Origin of the sequence: Nonomuraea sp. NPDC049158, assembly GCF_040648335.1 — a bacterium.
Classification (GTDB): domain Bacteria; phylum Actinomycetota; class Actinomycetes; order Streptosporangiales; family Streptosporangiaceae; genus Nonomuraea.
Genome location: NZ_JBEZDM010000004.1, coordinates 442,151 through 462,636 on the forward strand (window position 1 = coordinate 442,151; position 20,486 = coordinate 462,636).

Genomic DNA, 20,486 nt, shown 5'->3' on the forward strand with positions numbered 1-20,486 from the left:
CGTCGGCGGGGCGGGTCTCCATCGAAAGGCCGCCCATGAGAACCCGACTCGCGGCGCTCGCCGCGCTGTTGCTCCCGCTGGTCTTCCTCTCAGCTTTTTCCCGAACGTCGCCCGCGCACGCCGCCACCGGCATTCATGTGAGCGGGACGAAGATCCTCGAAGCGAACGGCCAGGAGTTCGTCATGCGCGGCACCAGCCACGCGCACACCTGGTACCCCACCCAGACCAAGGCGTTCGCCGACATCAAGTCGCTGGGCGCGAACACCGTCCGGGTGGTGCTCAGCGGCGGCCGCTGGACCGCCAACAGCGTCTCCGACGTGGCAGACGTCGTCGCCCGCTGCAAGGCCAACCGGCTGATCTGCGTCCTGGAGAACCACGACACCACCGGCTACGGCGAGCAGAGCGGCGCCTACACCCTCGACCAGGCGGCCGACTACTGGATCAGCGTCAAGAGCGCCCTGGCCGGCCAGGAGAACTACGTCATCGTCAACATCGGCAACGAGCCGGTCGGCAACAACGCCGTCACCCCTGACTGGACCACCGCCACCGCCAACGCGGTCAAGAAGCTGCGCGCCAACGGCTTCGAGCACGCGCTCATGGTGGACGCGCCCAACTGGGGCCAGGACTGGCAGAACGTCATGCGCACCACCGCGCGGACCGTCTTCGACGCCGACCCCGCCAAGAACACGATCTTCTCGGTGCACATGTACGGCGTGTACGACACGGCCGCCGAGATCACCACCTACCTGGACGCGTTCAGGACCGCCGGGCTGCCGCTGGTGATCGGTGAGTTCGGCTTCAACCACTCCGACGGTGACCCGGACGAGGACACGATCATGGCCCAGTCCGTGAGCCGGGGCCTCGGCTACCTGGGCTGGTCGTGGAGCGGCAACGGCGGCGGCGTCGAGTACCTCGACCAGGTCACCAACTTCGACGTCAGCCAGCTCACCTCATGGGGCCAGCGGCTCTTCAACGGCGCCAACGGCATCGCCGCCACCGCGCGCGAGGCGTCGGTGTACGGCGGCGGCACCCCCGACCCGACCCCGCCCAGCGTTCCCGGAACTCCGGTCGCCTCCGGCGTCACCTCGACGGGCGCCACGCTGAGCTGGCCCGCCTCCACCGACAACGTGCGCGTGACCGGGTATGACGTCTACCGGGCGCCGAGCACGCTGCTCGGCCAGTCGGCGACCAACTCGATCACGCTGAGCGGGCTGACCCCCGCGACCGCCTACCAGGTCTACGTGAAGGCCAGGGACGCGGCGGGCAACGTCTCGGGGCAGTCGGGCCAGGTCACCTTCACCACCCTCAGCGGTGGTGCTGGCGGGGGCTGCACGGCCGTCGCGACCGTACAGAGCCAGTGGAGCGGCGGGTACGTGGTGCAGCCCGTGACCGTGACCAACACCAGCGGCGCGGCCAAGACCAGCTGGACGGTGACGTTCACGCTGCCCGCCGGGCACGTGCTGACCGGCTCCTGGAACGCCGCGGTGACGGTGAGCGGGCAGACGGTGACGGCCAGGAATCTGAGCTACAACGGCGCGCTCGGGCCGAACGCGAGCACGGCCTTCGGTTTCCAGGCCGGCCGGCCGAACGGCCAGACCACCGTGCCGTCCGGCTACACCTGCGCGAACTGAACCCCGGGCCGGCCGGTGTGGCGAGCCGCGCCCACACCGGCCGGTCAAACGCCGCGAACCGGCCGGATCGGTCGATCCGGCCGGTCGATGAGCCTGACCGGTCTAGTCGGCTGGTCGATGAGGAGGTGGTGCCGACAACCGTCACTGGTGCAACCGTTCCATGTCACCATCCCGCCCGGATGGCGTGGACGCGGCCGGCCGCGAGACCTCCCCCTCCTGCCGGCCGCGTCCGCATGCCAGGCGGCGGGTGGGACGCCACCAAGTCATCGGGCCGTCACCAGGGCGAACCTCTGGCGGGCCGCCTCGATCGCGTCCTCGTCGGCGAACTCGCCGAACGCCTCCTCCTGATACCGCTGGGGTATCAGCTGCCGGACCCGCTCGGGGTAACCGGCGCCCGGCGTGGGCACCCGTACCAGAGGGGGATCGCCGAGCCGGACGGCGAGCGGGCCCGAGGCGCGCACCGAGACGGCCCACCCGGCGCCCGGACCGGTGATGGCGCACATGTGGCGGGCATAGACCCACTTCACCTGGGCCACCGTGGTCGCGGTCGGCGGGTCGAAACCGAACGGGTCGACCGCGCACACGACCCGGCCGGCCTGCTCGCCGAACTCGTGCCCGTGGTCGTGGTGCTCGGCCGGGGTGGATTTCTCAAGGATGTCCGTGACCTGGGCGGCGAGCTGGTCGCGCAGGTCCGATCGCCCCGCCTGGTGCAGGCCCGCGAACAGCGCCGCACCGGCGACGGGGATCAGGGCCGCGACGGCGATCGCCGCGGCCCTTCTGGTCCTCATCTCGTCAAGAATGCGCATGACCTACGGGCTGGTGCAGGTCAGCGTGGGTGCGGGGCTGGGGGCGGTGCCCGTGGCGTTGAACCCGAACGAGGTGGTCGCGTTCGGTGCGAGCTGCCCGTTGTAGGTGGCGTTCTTGACCGTGACGTTGGGCGGCTGAGCGCTCAGCACGCCGTTCCATGGCGATCCGTCGAAGCCCTGCCCGCCGCTGAAGGTCCACTTGACCGTCCAGCCGTTGAGCGCGGTGGTGCCGTTGTTCTTGACCGTCACGTCGGCCTGGAAGTGTCCGGGCCAGCCGGGGTTGTCGGTCGCGTGCCAGGTGGCGGAGCAGGCGCCGGGCGGCGGAGGAGTCGGGGTGACAGTGGGGTCGGGCGTGCTGCCGCCGTTGGGTCCGACGCCGGTGACCTCGCCGTGGCCGCCGTCGAAGACGACGTCGGAGCAGCTGAAGAAGTTCTCGGCGCTGTCAGAGCGGATCCAGTCGACGTAGATCATGTGCCGGCCGCTCTTGCCGGACGGGAGCTGGACGTTCCAGTAGTAGTAGTTGAGCGCGCCGGGCCCACCGGTGGCCGGCGGGTTCGTGACGCTGCCGAACGACTCGAGGTCGGACCACTTGAGCGGGGCGTTCGGGTTCCAGCCGTTCTTGGTGATGTAGTAGACGAACGTGCCGGGGTGCTGGGCCCAGTTGCTGTGCCACATCTGGATGCTCGCGCCCGAGGTCAGGTGGGTCTGCGGCCAGTCGGAGCGGACGGCGTTGTAGGCGGTGAAGTCGTACGGGCCGCCGGTGCCGCCGCTGCAGAGCTGCCCGTCGGGGATGAAGCCGCTGGTACGGCCCCCGGCGTCGGAACGCAGCACGGCGAACCAGTTGTACAGCGGCGTGGCGCCGCTCTGCGCGACGGCCGCCGCGCAGGCCGGGTTGTAGGGGATGATCTGCCCGTTGTCCCGCAGACCGTCCTTCCAGCACAGGTAGGTACGGGCACCGGGGAACATCGTGACGCCATGCGCCTGCGCCTGGGGAGCCACCAGGGCGGAGGCGAGCAATGTCGCCACCAGCGCGGCGGCGAAGGCCACCGACCGGATGAATCTCATGGGGATTCCCTTGTTCGTGCGACAGAGATCCCGCCCACGACCTGCCCGCCCGGCAGCTAGACGGATTGAACCACGCGCCGACCCGGCCGACAACGCGGCGTGAAACTTTCACCCCGTCCCGGTCAGGGTTTGCCTGGTCGCTCGCCTCGCCGCGGCCGGTGGCACGGGCGGGCGCTTGCCGGGGGACCACGTCGGCCGTGATGCTGCATTGTGGGAGCGCTCCCAAACCTCCTTGTCAGAGAAGCGGGAGCAACATGCCATGAGGCGCGTGCACATCAACCTGATCATCGCGGCGATCGGCTCGATCCTCGCCGCGGGACTGTTCGCCGTTCCGGCCCAGGCCGCCCCGGTGATCTGCGGGAAGATAGATTCCACCAGCATCCAGGGCAACAAGTACATCGTCCAGAACAACATCTGGGGAGCCGACACGGCGCAGTGCATCGACGTCGACCAGGCCGCCGCCGGCTTCACGATCACCCAGGCGGCGCACAACAAGCCGACCAACGGCGCACCCGCCTCCTACCCGTCGGTCTTCGCGGGCTGCCACTACACCCTCTGTACGACCGGGAGCGGCCTGCCCATGCGGGCCGACGCGAGCGGCTTCGGCAACCTGCGCACCAGCGTCAGGATGAGCTACCCGAGCGCGGGTGTCTGGGACGCGGCCTATGACATCTGGTTCGATCCGACCCCGCGCACCGACGGGCAGAACACCGGGGCCGAGATCATGGTCTGGCTCAACAAGCAGGGCTCCATCCAGCCGGTCGGCTCGCCCGTCGGCACGGTGAGCCTGGCGGGCGGCACCTGGCAGGTCTGGTTCGGCAACACCGGCTGGAACGTGATCTCCTACGTCCGCACCTCGGCCACGTCCTCGCTGGACTTCACCATCGACACCTTCCTCTCCGACGCGATCAGCCGCGGGTACGCCCAGCGGTCGTGGTACCTCACCAGCGTGCAGGCCGGGTTCGAGCCCTGGGTCGGCGGGACGGGGCTGGCCGTCAACGCCTTCTCGTACACCACCTCGGGAGGCGGCACCGACACGACGCCGCCGACCACGCCGTCCGGCCTGACGGCCTCGGGCACCACGTCCAGCGGCACGAACCTGTCGTGGACCGCCGCCACCGACTCAGGCGGCAGCGGGCTGGCCGGGTACGACATCCTGCGGGCGACAGGCGCCGGCGCCTTCGCCCAGATCGGCACGAGCACCACCACCTCCTACGCCGACAGCGGCCTGAGCGCCGCCACCACCTACCGCTACCAGGTCCGGGCCCGGGACGGCGCGAACAACCAGTCACCGGTGTCGAACACGGTCAGCGTGACCACCTCGACCGGCGGCGGGGGCGGCGGCTGCTCTGCGGTCGCGACCGTACAGAACGCCTGGAGCAACGGCTACGTCGTGCAGCCCGTGACCGTGACCAACACCGGCACCGCCGCCAAGAACGGCTGGACGGTCACCTTCACGCTGCCCGCCGGTCACACCGTCACGGGCTCCTGGAACGCGACCCTCACGGTCAGCGGGCAGACCGTGACGGCCAGGAACCTGTCGCACAACGGCACCCTGGCGCCCGGCGGGAGCACCACCTTCGGCTTCCAGGCGAGCCGGCCCAACGGGAACACCCAGACGCCGTCGGGGTACGGCTGCGGCTGACCGCGCATCGCGGCTGACCGCGCGTAAGGGCCGCGGCCGCGTGTGAGGCGCGCGGCCGCGTGTGAGGGGTGCGGTCCGGCCGTACCCCTCAGCGGCGGCGATCCGCTCACACCGTCGCGGAGCGGCCAGGCGCGAATTGCCGGATATGGGCCTCGGTGGCACCCTCGGCGAGGAGATCGCCCAGAGCCTCGCCGACCGCCGGCGCGTACTTGAATCCGCCGCCGGAGAATCCGACGGCGACCGCGACGTGCGCGGCGCCCGGGAGCAGCCCGACGACGGGCCGGCCGTCCCCCGTGTACGACTCCACGTGCACCGAGGTCTGCACAGGACGCGGGTTGAGCCGGGGCAGCCAGCGCTCGACGACCTCGCGGACCTCCACCATGTGCTCGGCGGAGAGGTGGGGATCCGGTCGCGCCGGGTCGGCCACCTCCGGGTGTGGGCGGGTCTTCACGCCGATCTTGACCGTGGCGCCGTCCAGGCTGGGGAAGCCGTAGACGGAGGCGCCGTCCGGCAGGCCGGCCCGTTCGAAGACCGGAAAGCGTTCCGCGCTGTACAGCGACGGGTCGTCCGGTACGAACCAGGTCTGCGCCAGCCGGCGGGCGGTCAGCCCGGGCACCCCGATCGCCTCCCGCAGCCCATCCGGCAGCAGCGTGGCCGCCCAGGCGCCGGGGGCCAGGACCACCACGTCGAACGTCTCGCTGCGAGCGCTTCCTCCCGTACCCCGGTAGGTCAGCTCGACCGTGTCGGGCCGTACGTCGATGTCGAGGATCTCGGTGTCATGGTGCACCGTCGCCCCGAGCGTCGTGGCCTGTTCGATCGCGGCGAGGATCGCCGGCTCAGGACGGAGAAAGCCGGTCGCGGAGTCGTGGACGGCGATGTCCTCGTCGTCGACGGCGTGCTGGGGGAAGCGCTGCCGCAGATCCTCTGCGTCGAAAACGCGGTGCGCCAGCCCCCACTTCTCGCAGCTGGCCACGGCCCGCCGGACGGAGGTGCGGTCCGCGGGACCGAGGATCAGTCCTCCGGTCTGCTCGAGCAGCCGTCGTCCGGTCGCTTCCTCCAGCCGGCGCCACAGCCGCTCGGCCCGGAGCACCAGCGGCGGCAGGTCCGGGTCTCCCATGCTGATGACCGCGAACCGGCGGCTCTGCCCGCCGGAGGCCCCGCGGTGGTGCGGGACGCCCCAGCGATCGAAGGCATGCACGTCCAGGCCGCGCTCGGCCAGCTGCCAGGCGGCCATGCTGCCCACCGCTCCGGCCCCGATGACCGCCGCCCTCCTTCGAGCGGTTCCGACCGTCCTCATGAGGCCAGCGCCGGAGCGGCGAGGTACTTGAGGTTCTGGTACTCGGTGAGCCCTTCGGCGCCGCCCTCCCGGCCGAGCCCGGACTCCTTGATCCCGCCGAACGGCGCGGCCACGTGGGACAGCAGCCCCCGGTTGATGCCGACCATGCCGCTGTCCAACCGGCCCGCGACTCGCGCGATCCGGTCGCTGTCACGGGCCACCAGGTATGCCGCGAGCCCGAACGGAGTGTCGTTGGCCAGCGCCACCCCCTCGTCCTCCGTCCGGAACCGGCGGATGCCCGCGACCGGGGCGAAGACCTCCTCCTGTTGCAGGAGAGCGTCGGCGCTGAGATGGTCGAGCACCACCGGGGCGAACCAGCTGCCGGGTCCGCCGGGTGCGCCGGAACGCCCCAGAACAGTCGCCCCCTTCGAGACGGCGTCCTCGACCAGCCGGTCGGCCTTGGCCACCGCACGGTCATCGATGAGCGGACCGAGGTCGACGTCCGAGGTGCCCAGCCCGACCCTGATCGCGGTGAGGGCCTCGGTGAGACGGGCCGCGAACTCGTCGGCCACCGGTTCCTGGACGAGGAACCGGTTGGCCGCCACGCACGACTGACCCCCAAGGCGCATCTTGGCGATGACCGCCTCACGGACCGCGAGGTCGAGGTCGGCGTCGTCGAAGACCAGGAACGGGGCGTTGCCGCCGAGTTCCATCGATGTACGCAGCACGTGCGCGCCGGCCTGCCGCAGCAGCAGCTTCCCGACGGGGGTGGACCCGGTGAAGGACACCTTCCGCAGCCGTGGGTCGGCGATGAGGGCGCCGCAGACCGCCCCCGGATCCGTGGTGGTGACGACGGTGAGGACTCCTGCCGGGACTCCCGCGTCCTGGGCGAGCTGCGCGAAGGCGAGCGAGGTCAGCGGGGTGAGCTCCGCCGGTTTCAGCACGACCGTGCAGCCGGCGGCCAGGGCGGGCGCGACCTTGCGGGTGGCCATCGCCAGCGGCACGTTCCACGGGGTGATGAGCAGGCAGGGGCCGACCGGGCGCGGGACGGTGACGATGTGCCAGCCGCCGTCGGGGGCCGGGGTGCTCCGGCCGGAGCTGCGGACCGCCTCCTCGGCGTACCAGCGGATGTACTCGGCGGCGTAGCGGACCTCGCCGCGGGCCTCGGCGAGGGTCTTGCCGACCTCCAGGGTGATGAGGGCCGCCAGGCGGTCCTCATCGGCGAGCATCGCCTGGTAGAGCCGGTGCAGAATGTCGGCCCGCCGCCGGGTCGGGGTGGCCGCCCAGGCGGGGAACGCCTCGCTCGCGGAGGTGAGCGCGAGCAGGGCGTCAGCCGGTTCGCAGTCGGCGACGACGGCGACAGTCCGGCCGAGCGCGGGATCGGCGACGGCGAAGGTCCGCCCGGAGCGCGGCGCCGTCCACTCGGCGCTCAGGAAGCCGCTGGGCAGCGACGCGGCCGCGGTCTCCGTGAGTTCGCGGTGCCGGGCGAGGTCCGCCGACGCCGGCGTGGACTCAGGCGGATTCGAGGGCACGGGCACGGTCGAGAGCGGACTTGAGGACGTCAGCGGCACGGGAGATCTCCTCGGCGGTGATGACGAACGGGGGACTGACGTGCAGGGAGTTGTCGGCCAGCAGCCGGGTCAGGACGCTCTGCTCCCGCGCGGCGCGCAGCACGGGGCGGGCGTCGATGTCGGGGGCGAGCTGGACGGCCGCGAGCAGACCGACCCCGGCCCGGACGTCGACGACGGCTCCGTGGTCGCGCAGCGGGGCGAGGGCCTGGGCCAGGACGGGTTCGAGGTCCAGGACGCGCTCCAGCAGGCCTTCCTCCTCAAGGATGCTCAGGTTCACCTCGGCGGCGACGCAGGCCGCGGCGTGGCCCGAGTACGTCAGGCCGTGGCGGAAGGTCGGGGCGTCGGAGGTTTCGGCGAAGAAGGGCTCCCAGACGCGCCGGGCCACCAGCACGCCGCCCAGCGGCAGGTAGCCGGAGGTGATGCCCTTGGCCATGGTGAGGAGGTCCGGCTCGATGCCGAAGCGCTGACAGGCGAACCACTGCCCGACCCGGCCGAAGCCGGTGATGACCTCGTCGGCGATGAGCAGGATGTCCAGGCGGCGGCATATCTCGGCCAGCCCGGTGAGGTAGCCGGGCGCGGGCAGCAGCACTCCGCCGGTGCCGATGATCGGTTCGGCGATGAGGGCGGCGATGTTGTCGGGTCCGAGCCGGAGGAGCTCCGCCTCGGTGGCGGCCAGGTCGTCCCATGGCACGCGGGCGGTCTCGGGGATCAGCGAGTCGGTGCCGTACCCGTCGCGGTTGCTCTGGATGCCCGTGATGCTCGTCCCGAACCCGTGCAGGCCGTGGTAAGCGTGCTCGCGGGAGACGATGACGCGCTTGCCGGGCCGCCCGGCCACCTGCCAGTGCCGGCGCGCGAGCTTGCAGGCGGTGTCGACGGAGTCGGAGCCGCCGCTGGTGAGGAAGACCTTCGCGTCGGGGATGGGACTCAGCGCGGCGAGGCGCTCGGCGAGCCGGATGGCGGGGCGGTTGGCCATGCCCTGGAACAGGTGGTAGGTCTCCAGGTCGGTCAGCTGCTGACGCACGGCGTCGGCGATGCGGGCCCGGCCGTGTCCGATGTTGGCGTGCCACAGGCCGGCCGGCAGGTCGAGCAGGTCCTGGCCGTCCTCGGTACGTACCCAGGCGCCCTGCCCCGACGCGATGACCGTGCGGGTTTCCTCGATGGTGGACATCGCGGTCTGCGGATGCCACAGGCTGGTGCTGGTCAAGAAAGGCTCCTCATCACGTCGGGGAGGGTGCTGCCGGTGGTGGCGGGAAGGGCGTGGGTCAGGCGGCGGCCACGACGTCCTCGACGACCTCGGCGTGGATGTGCAGCATCCGGGCCACCAAGCCGTTGCCGCGAGTGAACTTCAGGTCTTCCGGCGCCACGGCGTCGTCCCCGCCGGTGAAGAACGCGGCACCCTGGTCCATCGACTTGTCGGACTTGTCATCGGGGTAGAGCGGGTTGATCGTGTTCTCGATCTTCGGCCACAGGGCCCGGGCGGCCTCGGTGCTCTCGAACTCCAGCGTCATCACCAGCGTGTTCGAGATGAGCTCTCCCGCGCACTCGCGCAGGACCGAGCCCCCGAGGTATCCGGGGTGGCCCTCCAGGCCGCGCAGCCAGTCGATGAGGCTGGTGCGGGCCTGATCGACCTTGGTGGGCTCGGCAACGAAGATGAAGACGTCACGACGCTTGGACATGGTGTTCTCCTGTCTCGCCAGTGCGGTGGGGATGGCGTGGGGACTGCGCGGCAATCACCGCGAGGAGCGCGGCAGGTCGTAGAAGACCGCGCCGGTGGCTCCGTTCGAGTCGTCATGGATGAGCAGGGCGCCGAAGGACTCCCAGAAGGCGACGGCGCCCGGGGAGTGCTGGTAGGTGTGCAGAGCGATGGCCTCGTAGTGCCCCTCCCGGTCCGCACGGTCGAGAACCGCGTGGACCAGGGCTCTGGCGATGCCGCGGCGGCGGGCTTCCTTGCGGACGTAGACGCGTACGAGCTGGCCGTGCCGGCCGTCCTCGTACCGGTCGACGACGTGTTGCGGGGTGAGACCCGGCTTCAGCCGTCCGCTGCGGATCCCGCCCGTGGCCAGGACCTCATCCGTGCTGTCGTCGGTCACCACCAGAAGGAAGGGGCCGGCGCCCGGGGTGTAGTGGGTCAGCGGGTCGTCCACGTCGGCGTGGATCCGCGGGTCGTAGGCGTCGCCGAAGTCCTCGGCGATGCTGCGCCGCATCACCGACTGCGCGCCGAGCAGGGTGCGCTCACTCAGCGGGTGGATCGACCATCCCGTCGAGCCGTTCACGGATGTCATCGCGCGCCCTGTGCGGCGAGCTTGGCCCGGTACGCCTCCCGGGCTTCCTTCGAGGCGTGGTGTTCGGACAGCTCGTGGAGGTCATCGGGCACCACGCCGTCGAAGGTGGGGTGGACGTGGACGGTGACCCGGTCGAGGTTGCCGACCGCGTGCATCAGGGAGTGCTGCACGTCCTCGGCCACGCGGTGGGCCTCGATGACGCTCAGCCGGGCGTCGACGCCGATCTCGGCGTCTCCCTCCATGCGGTGACCGGACCAGCGGGCGCGCACGCCGCCGACGGTCTCGACACCGGTGACGCCGGCGATGGTGGTGCGCATCCGGTCGATCGTCGCCGGCTCCACACCGTCCATGAGGCGGCGGACGATGATGACCAGGGAGTTGATCAGGATGCCGGTGATCGCCAGGGCGATGAGCAGGCCGACGATGGCGTCGGCGCGGTCGAACCCGAGCCACACGCCGATCACGCCGGCGACGACGGCGATCGAGGTGTAGCCATCGGCGCGGGCGTGCTGGCCCTCGGCGATCAGCGCCGCGGATCCGATGCGACGGCCGGCCCGGATGCGGTATACGGCCACCACCTCGTTTCCGAGGAAGCCGACGATCCCGGCGGCGAAGACCCACCACAGGTTGGTCGGCGGGTGCGGGTTGAGCAGCGCGTCGACCGACTCCCAGATGATCAGCCCGATCGAGGCGACGATGACCAGGGAGATGAACAACCCGACCAGGTCCTCGGCGCGCCGGTAACCGTAGGAGTACTTCTTCGTCGCCGCGCGCCGGCCCAGCCGGAAGGCGATGATCAGCGGGATCGTGGTCGCCGCGTGTCCCAGGTTGTGGATGGTGTCGGCCAGCAGGGCGATCGACCCGGACATCGCGACGATGACCATCTGCCCGATCGCGGTGGCCATCATCCCGGCCAGCCCGATCCAGGCCGTGCGGATCCCGTGGTTGGCCGACTCCTCGGCGGTCTGGATCGCTTCGTTGGCGTCGTGGGCGTGGGGGACCACCGTGTGCTTGATCCGCGCCCACAGGCCGTTCCCGTGGTCGTGGCCCTCGTCGTGGCCGTGCCCATGGCCGTGCCCATGGCCGTGCCCGTGCCCGTGCCCGTGACCGGTGGTGGCCGACGCCTCGGCCGCGTGGTGACCGGTCGCGTGGTGACCGGTCGCGTGGTCATCGTGGGCGTGATCGGAGTGGTCGTGCCCGTGGTCGTTCACGGTGGCGGGCGCGTCGTCGTGGGGGTGGCCGTGACCGTGACCATGGCCGTGTCCGTGATCGTCTGGGGTTGTGGAAGCTCGCATCGGGAGTCCGTTCGTGCCGGCGGAGAGGGAGTCGCGGGGGCCGGAAGAGAGTCGCGGGGCCGGAAGGGAGTCGGCCGACTGCCGAGTGGCGCCTGCCGCGTCACCACATCTTGTGCACAACCGCCAGCGGCGGTCAACTGTTGTCAACAATCTTCCGGTGGCCTGAAGGAAAACTCCAGCAGCGAAAGTCAGCGCTACGACCTGGAAATAGTCGTTCAACCGGCTTATGAAGATCAAAGAAAGGCCGGGAAACGTACTCGTTACAAGCAGGCAACTCGAAATTGTTGACAACAGAGAATCGGGTCCTTAGCGTTCCAGACACCACGCTGGCTGCCCGCCTCGGACGGCTCGCACCGGGCGTGATATCTCACCGCTTCGCCGCCTGCCCAGTCGCACCGACGGGCTCCGGCCCTCACCGGACCGACCACCGACGCTCCTGCCCCCACCGGACATACCACCACCGGAGGAACTGCTCGTGGACCTGACCAGTGTGCGCCCCAAATACATCACTTTCGATTGCTACGGGACGCTGACCAGCTTCGACCTCAACCTCACCGTCAAGCCGCTGGTCGCCGACCGGATCTCCGAGGAGGACATGCCGGTCTTCCTCAAGGACTACCGCGCGTACCGGATGGACGAGGTGCTCGGCGCGTTCAAGCTCTACCCCGACGTGCTCAAGGACTCCTTCAAGCGCACCTGCGAACGCTGGGGCATCGGCTACCGCCCCTCCGACGGCGAGGCCATCGTGGCCTGCGTACCGACCTGGGGCCCCCACGCGGACGTTCCCGCGAGCCTGGCCAAGCTCGCCGACACCTACCCTCTGGTGATCCTCTCCAACGCCGTCGACGAGCCGTTGCGGCACAACGTCGACCAACTCGGCGCCCCCTTCCACAAGGTGTTCACCGCCGAGCAGGCCAGGGCGTACAAGCCGCGCTACCAGGCCTTCGAGTACATGCTCGACCAGCTGGGCTGCGAACGCGACGAGATCGTCCACGTCTCCTCGCACATCTGGTACGACCTGATCCCCGCCCACGAGCTGCGGATCCCGCACAAGATCTACGTCAACCGCGGCTACGACCCCTCGACGCCCTTCTACCAGTACGCCGAAACCGCCGACCTGTCCGGCGTCCCTGCCCTGCTGGGTCTGTGAAGGCCGCGAGGTGGATGCCGATGAAGAGGTGGATGCCGTGAAGAGGAGGATGCCGTGAAGAGGAGGATGGCGTGAAGCTGACCAGCTATTGGCTCGACACCGCCGAACCGGCCGGCGACTTCCGCCGCACCGAGCTCCCTGAGAACGTCGATGTCGCGGTCATCGGCGCCGGGTTGACCGGGCTGTCCGCCGCGCTGCATCTCGCTCGCCGCGGCGCCAGTGTCGCCGTGCTGGAGTCCCACACCGTGGGCTGGGGGGCCTCCGGCCGCAACGGCGGCATGGCCACGACCGGCCTGGCCATCTCCCTCCCCGCCGCGGTCAAGCGGTACGGCCCTGAACGTGCGGCGATGATGTTCACCGCCTACGACAACGCGATCGACACCGTCGAGAAGATCGTCGCCGAGGAGCAGATCGACTGCCACTTCGAGCGCTCCGGCAAGCTCACCCTGGCCGCCAAACCGGCGCACTACGCCGCTCTGGAGCGTTCGGCGCAGGTGATCGAGAAACTCGTCGGCCGCACGGTTCAGTTGGTCCCCCGCGGCCGCATGCGGGACGAGCTCGGCAGCGACCGCTACTACGGTGCGCAGGTCGACCCGAACGGGGCGGGCGCCCACGTCGGGAAGCTGGTCATGGGGCTGGCCCGTGCCGCGGTCGGTCACGGGGCCCTGATAGCGGAGAACGCCGCGGTAACCGGCGTCCGCCGCGGCGGCCGGGGGCACCAGGTGCAGACCACGCGTGGCGCCCTGACCGCCTCCGACGTGCTCATCGCCACCAGCGGCTACACGGGGAAACTGACCCCGTGGCTGCGCCGCCGCATCGTGCCGGTGGGCAGTTTCATCGTCGTCACCGAGCCCCTGCCGGACGACCTCGTCGCCGAGCTCATGCCGCACCGGCGGATGGCGTCGGACACCAAGAACCTGCTGTACTACTTCCGTCCCACACCGGACAACCGGTTGCTGTTCGGCGGGCGGGCCCGGTTCGCCCTGTCGGACGCCCAGTCGGACCTCAAAAGCGGCGAGATCCTGCGCAAGGCCGTCGCGGAGGTGTTCCCGCGGTTGCGGGACGTCCGGCTGGACTACTGCTGGGGCGGGCTGGTCGACATGACGATGGATCAGATGGTCCACGCCGGCGTACGCGACGGAATGCACTACTCCGTCGGCTACAGCGGCCACGGGGTCCAGATGGCCACCCACATGGGCAAGGTCATGGCCGAGGTCATCGGCGGCGACTCCATGGCCAACCCGTGGCAGGGTCTGGCGTTCCCGCCGGTTCCCGGCCACTTCGGGCCGCCGTGGTTCCTGCCGGCCGCCGGGGCGTTCTACCGCGCACTCGACGCCGTGCGCTGATCGATCCGAGAACGTGTGACGACCCGGAGGTATCCCGAGTGTTGTACGTGCTGAGGCGGTTCGCCGTCCTCGTGACGACCCTGCTGGTCGCCTCTTTCCTGGTGTTCCTCATCCCCTACGTCACCTCCGGGGATCCGGCCGCGCGGATCCTGCGGGCCCGGGTGGGCGACCTGGTCCAGGACCCGGCGACGCTGGCCCGCCTCCGGCTCGAGTACGGGCTGGACCGGCCGCTGCTCCAGCAGTACCTGTCCTGGCTGGGCTCGGCACTGCAGGGTGATCTCGGCCGGTCGTTCACCAACGGCACGGAGGTTCTTCCTCAGCTGATGCGGGCGTTGTCGGTCACCGCCTCGATCGCCGTTCTCGCGCTCCTGCTCGCCCTGCTGGTCGCGGTTCCGCTGGGAGCCCTCTGCGCGATACGGCGCGGAACCACGCTCGACGGGGCGATCACCGGCATCACGCAGGCATTCGTGGCCGTCCCGGAGTACTGGCTCGCCCCGGTGCTGGTGCTGGTGTTCGCCCTGCAGCTCGGTGTGCTGCCCTCCTCCGGCTGGCAGGGGCCGTCGTCGCTGGTGCTTCCCTGCCTGACCCTGGCGCTGCGGCCGATGAGCTACTTCACCCAGGTCGCCCGCTCGTCGATGGTCGAGGTACTCGAGGCGCCCTACATCACCGCCGCCCGCGGTCGCGGGCTGAGCTTCGCCCAGACCATGCTGCGTCACGGGCTGCGCAATTCCGTCCTGCCGGTCCTGACCCTGTTCGCGGTCTGGCTGGCCGGCCTGCTCGGCGGGTCCGTCGTCGTCGAGGTGATCTTCGCGGTGCCCGGGGTGGGGCGGCAGATGTACGACGCGGTCATCAACAACGACGTCCCGCTCATCCAGGGTGGAGTCGTGGCGGTCGTCGGCCTGGCCGTGATCATCACCACTTTCACCGATGTGCTTTACACCGTCATCAACCCGACTGCGAGGACGAGCCGTGTCCGTGCTTGACGTCTTCGGCGACAACGCCCGTCGCGACAATTCCGGCGCTGAGCATCCGCCGTCACCGGCCGGAACCACCACCGCCCCGGCCCGCCGCAGGCGCGGAAGCTGGCCACCGTCGCTGCTGGCCGGGTCCATCCTGTTCGGTGTGATCGCCCTGCTCCTGCTGCTGGCACCATGGCTGTCGCCCTATCCGCCGGCTCAGCAGAACCTCGCCGCCCGTCTGGAAGGCACCTCGGCGGCCCACCTGCTGGGCACCGACCACCTGGGCCGCGACGTGCTCAGCAGGCTGCTGGACGGGGGCCGGTTCTCTCTTGCCGTCGCCTCGGTCACGCTGGTGATCTGCGCCGTCACCGGCACTCTCGTGGGGTTCCTCGCCGCCCGGCGGGGTGGCCTGCTCGACACCCTCGTCATGCGCGTCACCGACATCCTGCTGGCCTTCCCCGAGATGGTGGTCGCGCTCTTCCTCGTCGCGGTCCTCGGCACCGGTGACCTGACGCTGCTGCTCGCCCTGACCATCGGCGGGTGGACCCCGTTCTGCCGGCTGGCCCGTGGTGTCGCCCTGGAACTCAACGGCCGTGACTTCATCGAAGCGGCTCAGGCCCTGGGGTGCTCGGGGTGGTTCATCATCCGCCGCCACCTGCTTCCCAACGCCATGCCCCCGTTGCTGGCCCACACGGCACTGCGCTTCGGCCACAAGCTCATCACCGTCGGCGCCCTGTCCTTCCTGGGACTCGGCGTCCAGCCGCCATCCTCCGATTGGGGTTCGATGCTGTCCGAGGCCACCCCGTACCTCGACCGCCTGCCGCTGCTGGTCCTGGCGCCCGGTGCCGCGATCTTCTTGGCCGCCCTCAGCGTCACACTCACCGGCCGCGGCCTGGAGATGCGCCGGGCCCGGACAGGCGGGTCCTCATGACGTGCGGTGCGCCGCTGAACCCGCGCGGCGATCAGACTGGAAACGCTCACGCCCTCCTGCGCCTGCGGACTGTGAGTGGCGGAAACGGCACACGAACCCGGAGAAGCACACCCATGAGCGCTCAGACCCCGGCCCCGGCGGCCAAGACCTCGAAGCGCACGCTGACGGAGGTGGTCACCGGGCTGCTGCGTAACCGCATCCTCAATGGGGAGTTCCCGCCCGGAACCCAGATGAACGAAGTCGAGCTCGCGGCCTCCTTCGAGGTCTCCCGCGGCCCGTTGCGCGAGGCGATGCAGCGTCTGGTGCAGGAAGGTCTGCTGGTCAGCTACCCCCGTCACGGGGTCTTCGTCCCCACCTTGACCAGGGAGGACCTGGAGGACATCTTCGTCGCCCGCCAAGCGATCGAGCGGGAGGCACTGCGCCGGGTCACCGCCCGAGGGGTCTCCGCGGGCCTGGTCGCCGACCTCGAAGTGATCGTCGCGCGGATGAAGGACGCCGCCGGCGGCGCGGACCAGAGCGCACTGGCCGCCCTGGACCTCGCTTTTCATCGCCGGCTGGTCAGCGGTGCCGGCAGCACCCGGCTGGATCGGCTGTACGGACTCATCTCCAACGAGATGCAGCTGTGCTTCCGGTTGATCGTCGACAGCTACAGCGATCGTTCCGAGCTGCCGGCCGAGCACGAGCAACTGCTGCACGTCATCGCCAGCGGTGACAAGTTCGCCGCCCTGGCACTTCTGGACCGGCACTTCGCCGAGGTCGGCGAACTTCAGGCGGCGACATCGGGCAAGCCGCACAAGCACCACCTTCGACCTCAACCGCATCACCACCAGGATCCGTTGGGGCACGAACAGATCTTTCACGAACACGCCGACGGCTACCGCCACGGAGACGACCACAAAGCCCCACCGCAACCCCGGGAGCAGCCATGAGCGCACGCCTGGAGGTCCGTGACCTGACCGTTCACGCCGGTCGGCCTGGACAAGCCCCGCCCATCCTCGACCGCGTCAGCCTGACCCTGGACCCCGGCGAGGTGCTGGCCCTGGTCGGTGAATCAGGGTCGGGCAAGAGCATGGCCGCCCACTCGATGCTGCGCATGCTGCCGACCGGATTGCACATGCACGCCGAGGCACTGCGGCTGGGCGACCTGGACCTGCTCGCCGCCACCTCACGGGCGTTGGACGGCGTCCGCGGTCAGCGGATCTCCATGCTCTACCAGCAGCCCAAGCGCATGCTCGACCCGACCGCGACGATCGGCAGCCAGGTCGCCGAGCCACTGCGCCGGCATCTCGGCATGAGCCGGCAGGCCGCCCGCCGCCGGGTTGTGGAGTTGCTCGCCGAGGTCGGGATCCCCGACCCCGAACGCCGCGCCGGTGACCATCCGCACCAGATGTCCGGTGGCATGGCCCAGCGCGTCATGATCGCCATGGCGCTGGCCACCCACCCGGATGTCCTCATCGCCGACGAACCCACCACCGCCCTGGACGTCACCGTCCAAGCGCAGATTCTCCGTCTTATCGCCGCCTTGCAGGCCGAGACCGGAATGTCGGTCCTGTTCATCTCCCACGACGTCACCACCGTCGCCTCCATCGCCGACCGCATCGCCGTCATGTACGCGGGCCGTATCGTCGAGGACGGACCGGCCGACGAGGTCATCACCGCCGCCGAGCACCCCTATACCCAGGCCTTGTTGCGCTGCTCGACTCTGCAGACCGACGACACCGGCCATCTGCACGCCATCCCCGGCAACGCCACCTCGGCACGCGCCGTCAGTAACGGCTGCCGATTCCGTCCACGCTGCACCGTCGCGGACGGCGACGCGGAACTGGGCTCCCACTGTGACAGCGAGGAACCCGACCTCACCTGCTGCGGCACCCATCGCAACGCACGCTGCTGGGTCACCATCGACACCCGACGACAGGTTCCGGCATGAACGACCTCGCCCAGAACTCCGACATCGCCGTCATGGACCATGTCAGCAAGCACTATCCGTTGTCGCGGACCGGTTTCGGCCGCCGGCCGCACGTGCACTCCGTCGACGACGTGTCCCTGCGCATCCGGGAGGGGGAGGTGCTGGGGCTGGTCGGTGAGTCCGGCTCGGGCAAGAGCACGCTGGCCCGGCTCCTGCTCGGCCTCGTACCAGCCGACTGCGGACGGATAGACGTCGATCGGCTGAGGGTCGGCAAGCTGCGCGGCGCCCAACTGCGGCAGCTGCGCCGGTCGGCGCAACTGGTCTTCCAGGACCCGCACTCCGCGCTGGACCCGCGCATGACGCTGCGGGAATCGCTGCTCGCCCCCTTGCAACAACACCGCATCGGTACGGCGCCGGAGCGCCTGCGGCGAGTCGCCACCGCGCTGGCGGAGGTGGGCCTGGACGACAGTTTCCTGGAGCGCCGGCCGGGCGACTGCTCCGGTGGGCAGCTGCAGCGGGTGGTCATCGCCAGAGCCCTCCTGCTGGAACCCAAGCTGCTCGTCTGCGACGAGCCCGTGTCGGCCCTGGACGCCTCGGTGCAGGCGACCATCCTGAACCTGCTGGTCGATCTGCGTCGTTCGCGGGGGCTGAGCATGCTGTTCATCTCCCACGACCTGAAGGTGGTCAAGTTCCTCGCCGACCGGGTGGCGGTTCTGTATCTCGGGCAGGTCGTGGAGACAGCCACGCACGAAGGCATCTTCACCGGCGCCCTGCACCCCTACACCCTGGCGCTGCTGCATTCCGGTCGTGGACACCGCATCGACGCCGGTGCGCCGGATCAGCTGACGGGCGAACCACCCAGCCCCGTCTCCCCGCCTCCCGGCTGCCGCTTCAACACCCGCTGTCCGCTGGCCACCGACCAATGCCGCACCGAGCCACCCGATCTCGTCGACATCGGAGACGGCCACCAGGTCCGCTGTCACCGCTCGGCGGAGACCCGGAGCCGGCTGATCGTTGAGGAGCTCCCCGTATGAGCCTCATGACCGGACGCGCCGCCACAGCGGCCACGTGCTGGACCCCGCCCGGCAAGGCGTACGCCGGCGGACGCTGGCGGGAAACCGAACGGCACACCGCCATCACCGACCCCGAAACCGGCGAGTTCCTCGGCGAGGTCGCCGACAGCACCGCCGCGGAGGTACGCGAGGCCGTCGACGCGCTGGTGGACACCTTTCGGGCCGGCACCGCCGACCGTACCGGCTGGCCGCTGTGGCAACGCCGGGAGGCCCTGCACCGCGCCGCCGAACTGCTGCGGCAGCACGCCGGGCGGTTCACCGCCATCGTGAGCTCGGAGGGATGCAAGACCATCAGGGATGCCCGCCGGGAGGTGGCCCGGGCAGCGGAGACCTTGCAGCTATCCGCCGGTGCGGGACACGCTCTGCAGGGCACCAGCGTGCCGTTCGAGGACACCTCCCGGGGCGCGGACCGGCTCGGGTGGAGCAGCAGGGAACCGCTCGGGGTCGTCGCCGCCATCACCCCGTTCAACGACCCGCTGAACCTCGTGGCGCACAAGGTCGGCCCGGCGCTGCTGGCCGGCAACGTCATCGCGGTCAAGCCGCACGAGGCGACGCCGCTGTCCGCGCTCGCCCTCGCCGAGTTGCTCCTTGAGGCCGGTGTTCCCGGCGACCGGATCGCCGTGCTGCCGGGCGGCCCGGCCGCCGGGCGGGAGCTGGTCTCGCACCCCGGCATCGACGTCGTCTCCTTCACCGGCGGGGTCCGCACCGCCGATGAGGTGGCCCGGCTGGCCGGCGCCCGGACCCTGCTGATGGAGCTGGGCGGATCCAACCCGGTCATCGTCGACCACGGCGTGGACCTGGCGGCGGCCGCGCGGGCCATAGCCGAAGGGGCGTTCGGGTGCGCGGGGCAGAACTGCCTGTCGGTGCAGCGGGTCTACGTGGTCGCCGAGCACTACGACGAACTGCTCAGCCACCTGACCCAGACGACCGCTCACCTGAGCGTCGGTAGCAAGCACGACGAGAGCACCGACGTCGGGCCGCTGATCGACACGGCGGCCGCGCGGCGCGTGGAGCGCCGGGTCGAGGAGGCCGTCGCCCGGGGCGCGGTCGTACGTGCGGGAGCGGTCCGTCTTGAAGCCACCTACCAGCCGACCATCCTCACCGACCTCACCCCCGACGATCCCATCGTCACCGACGAGATCTTCGGCCCCGTGGTCAGCGTGCTGCCCGTGACCGATCTCGACGACGCCGTGAACCAGGCCAACCGCGCGGCCACCGGTCTGCAGGCCGGGGTCTTCACCCGCGACACCACCGCGGCCCTGCGCACGGCCCGCCTGCTACGAGCCGGCGCGGTAATGATCAACGACACGTCCGACTTCCGCATCGACGCCATGCCGTTCGGCGGTTTCCACCGCAGCGGCATCGGCCGGGAAGGCGTCACCAGCGCCGTCGTGGCGATGACCGCACCCAAGGTCATCGCGGCCCGGCTGACCTCCATCAGCTGACTTCTCCTCACCGACGAACAACCCATCGGCTCTGCCAGCCCGACCGGGACGAACAGCCCTCAGCGGGTCATGTCGTGGTGCCCATTTCCCCTTGCTCTCCCC

At 70.3% G+C, this 20,486-nt stretch carries 18 protein-coding genes; 10 read left to right on the plus strand and 8 right to left on the minus strand.

What is annotated here, in order from left to right; all coding sequences use genetic code 11:
* Positions 1-35 precede the first annotated feature (35 nt).
* The gene (locus AB0B61_RS12420; RefSeq protein ID WP_358431281.1) at positions 36-1,631 is read left to right on the plus strand and encodes a cellulase family glycosylhydrolase; all 1,596 of its coding nucleotides are present in this window, start codon (positions 36-38) and stop codon (positions 1,629-1,631) included.
* A gap of 263 nt (positions 1,632-1,894) precedes the next feature.
* Here AB0B61_RS12420 and AB0B61_RS12425 read toward each other — a convergent pair whose 3' ends face one another.
* Together AB0B61_RS12425 and AB0B61_RS12430 are read right to left on the minus strand one after the other, a co-directional pair.
* A complete protein-coding gene (locus AB0B61_RS12425) occupies positions 1,895-2,419 on the minus strand; it encodes a hypothetical protein (RefSeq protein ID WP_358431282.1) in 525 nt (174 codons plus the stop codon).
* 21 nt (positions 2,420-2,440) lie between these two features.
* Positions 2,441-3,502 (minus strand): lytic polysaccharide monooxygenase, encoded by a 1,062-nt coding sequence (locus AB0B61_RS12430; RefSeq protein ID WP_358431283.1) that lies wholly within the window; start codon positions 3,500-3,502, stop codon positions 2,441-2,443.
* Positions 3,503-3,761: 259 nt separating this feature from the next.
* Here AB0B61_RS12430 and AB0B61_RS12435 point away from each other — a divergent pair, with 259 nt between their 5' ends.
* A complete protein-coding gene (locus AB0B61_RS12435; protein WP_358431284.1) occupies positions 3,762-5,147 on the plus strand; it encodes a cellulose binding domain-containing protein in 1,386 nt (461 codons plus the stop codon).
* Between the two features lie 106 nt (positions 5,148-5,253).
* On the opposite strand, the gene solA is transcribed toward AB0B61_RS12435, so the two are convergent.
* The 6 genes from solA to AB0B61_RS12465 are packed head-to-tail and all read right to left on the minus strand — an operon-like array spanning position 5,254 to position 11,571.
* A complete protein-coding gene (solA, locus tag AB0B61_RS12440; RefSeq protein ID WP_358431285.1) occupies positions 5,254-6,444 on the minus strand; it encodes an N-methyl-L-tryptophan oxidase in 1,191 nt (396 codons plus the stop codon).
* On the minus strand, positions 6,441-7,994 hold the full coding sequence (locus AB0B61_RS12445) for an NAD-dependent succinate-semialdehyde dehydrogenase (protein WP_358431286.1): 1,554 nt from the start codon (positions 7,992-7,994) through the stop codon (positions 6,441-6,443). Before AB0B61_RS12445 ends, solA begins: the two co-directional genes overlap by 4 nt.
* A complete protein-coding gene (locus tag AB0B61_RS12450; RefSeq protein WP_358431287.1) occupies positions 7,936-9,198 on the minus strand; it encodes an aspartate aminotransferase family protein in 1,263 nt (420 codons plus the stop codon). The genes AB0B61_RS12445 and AB0B61_RS12450 overlap by 59 nt, the downstream gene beginning before the upstream one ends.
* A 58-nt stretch (positions 9,199-9,256) precedes the next feature.
* Positions 9,257-9,670, minus strand: coding sequence for a hypothetical protein (locus AB0B61_RS12455; protein ID WP_358431288.1), 414 nt, complete (start codon positions 9,668-9,670; stop codon positions 9,257-9,259).
* 54 nt (positions 9,671-9,724) lie between these two features.
* Positions 9,725-10,276 carry a GNAT family N-acetyltransferase gene (locus AB0B61_RS12460; protein WP_358431290.1) on the minus strand — a complete coding sequence of 184 codons (552 nt, stop codon included), beginning with the start codon at positions 10,274-10,276 and terminating at the stop codon, positions 9,725-9,727.
* Complete coding sequence (locus tag AB0B61_RS12465; protein ID WP_358431293.1) at positions 10,273-11,571, minus strand: cation diffusion facilitator family transporter; 1,299 nt, start codon at positions 11,569-11,571, stop codon at positions 10,273-10,275. Before AB0B61_RS12465 ends, AB0B61_RS12460 begins: the two co-directional genes overlap by 4 nt.
* Before the next feature lie 475 nt (positions 11,572-12,046).
* Between AB0B61_RS12465 and AB0B61_RS12470 the strand changes: the two genes are divergently transcribed.
* From AB0B61_RS12470 to AB0B61_RS12505, 8 genes are all read left to right on the plus strand, one after another.
* Complete coding sequence (locus AB0B61_RS12470; protein ID WP_358431296.1) at positions 12,047-12,721, plus strand: haloacid dehalogenase type II; 675 nt, start codon at positions 12,047-12,049, stop codon at positions 12,719-12,721.
* A gap of 71 nt (positions 12,722-12,792) precedes the next feature.
* Complete coding sequence (locus AB0B61_RS12475; RefSeq protein WP_358431299.1) at positions 12,793-14,067, plus strand: FAD-binding oxidoreductase; 1,275 nt, start codon at positions 12,793-12,795, stop codon at positions 14,065-14,067.
* A gap of 38 nt (positions 14,068-14,105) precedes the next feature.
* Positions 14,106-15,050 carry an ABC transporter permease gene (locus AB0B61_RS12480; protein WP_358431301.1) on the plus strand — a complete coding sequence of 315 codons (945 nt, stop codon included), beginning with the start codon at positions 14,106-14,108 and terminating at the stop codon, positions 15,048-15,050.
* Positions 15,037-15,957 (plus strand): ABC transporter permease, encoded by a 921-nt coding sequence (locus tag AB0B61_RS12485; protein ID WP_358431303.1) that lies wholly within the window; start codon positions 15,037-15,039, stop codon positions 15,955-15,957. The genes AB0B61_RS12480 and AB0B61_RS12485 overlap by 14 nt, the downstream gene beginning before the upstream one ends.
* A 113-nt stretch (positions 15,958-16,070) precedes the next feature.
* Complete coding sequence (locus AB0B61_RS12490; RefSeq protein WP_358431304.1) at positions 16,071-16,886, plus strand: GntR family transcriptional regulator; 816 nt, start codon at positions 16,071-16,073, stop codon at positions 16,884-16,886.
* Entirely contained in the window at positions 16,883-17,887 is a 1,005-nt protein-coding gene (locus AB0B61_RS12495; RefSeq protein ID WP_358431306.1) for an ABC transporter ATP-binding protein, read from the plus strand. Before AB0B61_RS12490 ends, AB0B61_RS12495 begins: the two co-directional genes overlap by 4 nt.
* Positions 17,884-18,900: an ABC transporter ATP-binding protein gene (locus AB0B61_RS12500; protein ID WP_358431307.1), complete on the plus strand. Its 1,017-nt coding sequence runs from the start codon at positions 17,884-17,886 to the stop codon at positions 18,898-18,900. The genes AB0B61_RS12495 and AB0B61_RS12500 overlap by 4 nt, the downstream gene beginning before the upstream one ends.
* Positions 18,897-20,384: an aldehyde dehydrogenase family protein gene (locus AB0B61_RS12505; protein WP_358431308.1), complete on the plus strand. Its 1,488-nt coding sequence runs from the start codon at positions 18,897-18,899 to the stop codon at positions 20,382-20,384. Before AB0B61_RS12500 ends, AB0B61_RS12505 begins: the two co-directional genes overlap by 4 nt.
* The last annotated feature ends 102 nt before the right edge of the window (positions 20,385-20,486 follow it).

Bases quoted from the DNA above. Each gene is read 5' to 3' on its own strand.
- AB0B61_RS12490 (WP_358431304.1), top strand. From the start codon at position 16,071: ATGAGCGCTCAGACCCCGGCCCCGGCGGCCAAGACCTCGAAGCGCACG.
- AB0B61_RS12460 (WP_358431290.1), bottom strand. From the start codon at position 10,276: ATGACATCCGTGAACGGCTCGACGGGATGGTCGATCCACCCGCTGAGT.
- AB0B61_RS12435 (WP_358431284.1), top strand. From the start codon at position 3,762: ATGAGGCGCGTGCACATCAACCTGATCATCGCGGCGATCGGCTCGATC.
- AB0B61_RS12425 (WP_358431282.1), bottom strand. From the start codon at position 2,419: ATGAGGACCAGAAGGGCCGCGGCGATCGCCGTCGCGGCCCTGATCCCC.
- solA (WP_358431285.1), bottom strand. From the start codon at position 6,444: ATGAGGACGGTCGGAACCGCTCGAAGGAGGGCGGCGGTCATCGGGGCC.
- AB0B61_RS12455 (WP_358431288.1), bottom strand. From the start codon at position 9,670: ATGTCCAAGCGTCGTGACGTCTTCATCTTCGTTGCCGAGCCCACCAAG.
- AB0B61_RS12430 (WP_358431283.1), bottom strand. From the start codon at position 3,502: ATGAGATTCATCCGGTCGGTGGCCTTCGCCGCCGCGCTGGTGGCGACA.
- AB0B61_RS12505 (WP_358431308.1), top strand. From the start codon at position 18,897: ATGAGCCTCATGACCGGACGCGCCGCCACAGCGGCCACGTGCTGGACC.
- AB0B61_RS12500 (WP_358431307.1), top strand. From the start codon at position 17,884: ATGAACGACCTCGCCCAGAACTCCGACATCGCCGTCATGGACCATGTC.
- AB0B61_RS12495 (WP_358431306.1), top strand. From the start codon at position 16,883: ATGAGCGCACGCCTGGAGGTCCGTGACCTGACCGTTCACGCCGGTCGG.
- AB0B61_RS12465 (WP_358431293.1), bottom strand. From the start codon at position 11,571: ATGCGAGCTTCCACAACCCCAGACGATCACGGACACGGCCATGGTCAC.
- AB0B61_RS12420 (WP_358431281.1), top strand. From the start codon at position 36: ATGAGAACCCGACTCGCGGCGCTCGCCGCGCTGTTGCTCCCGCTGGTC.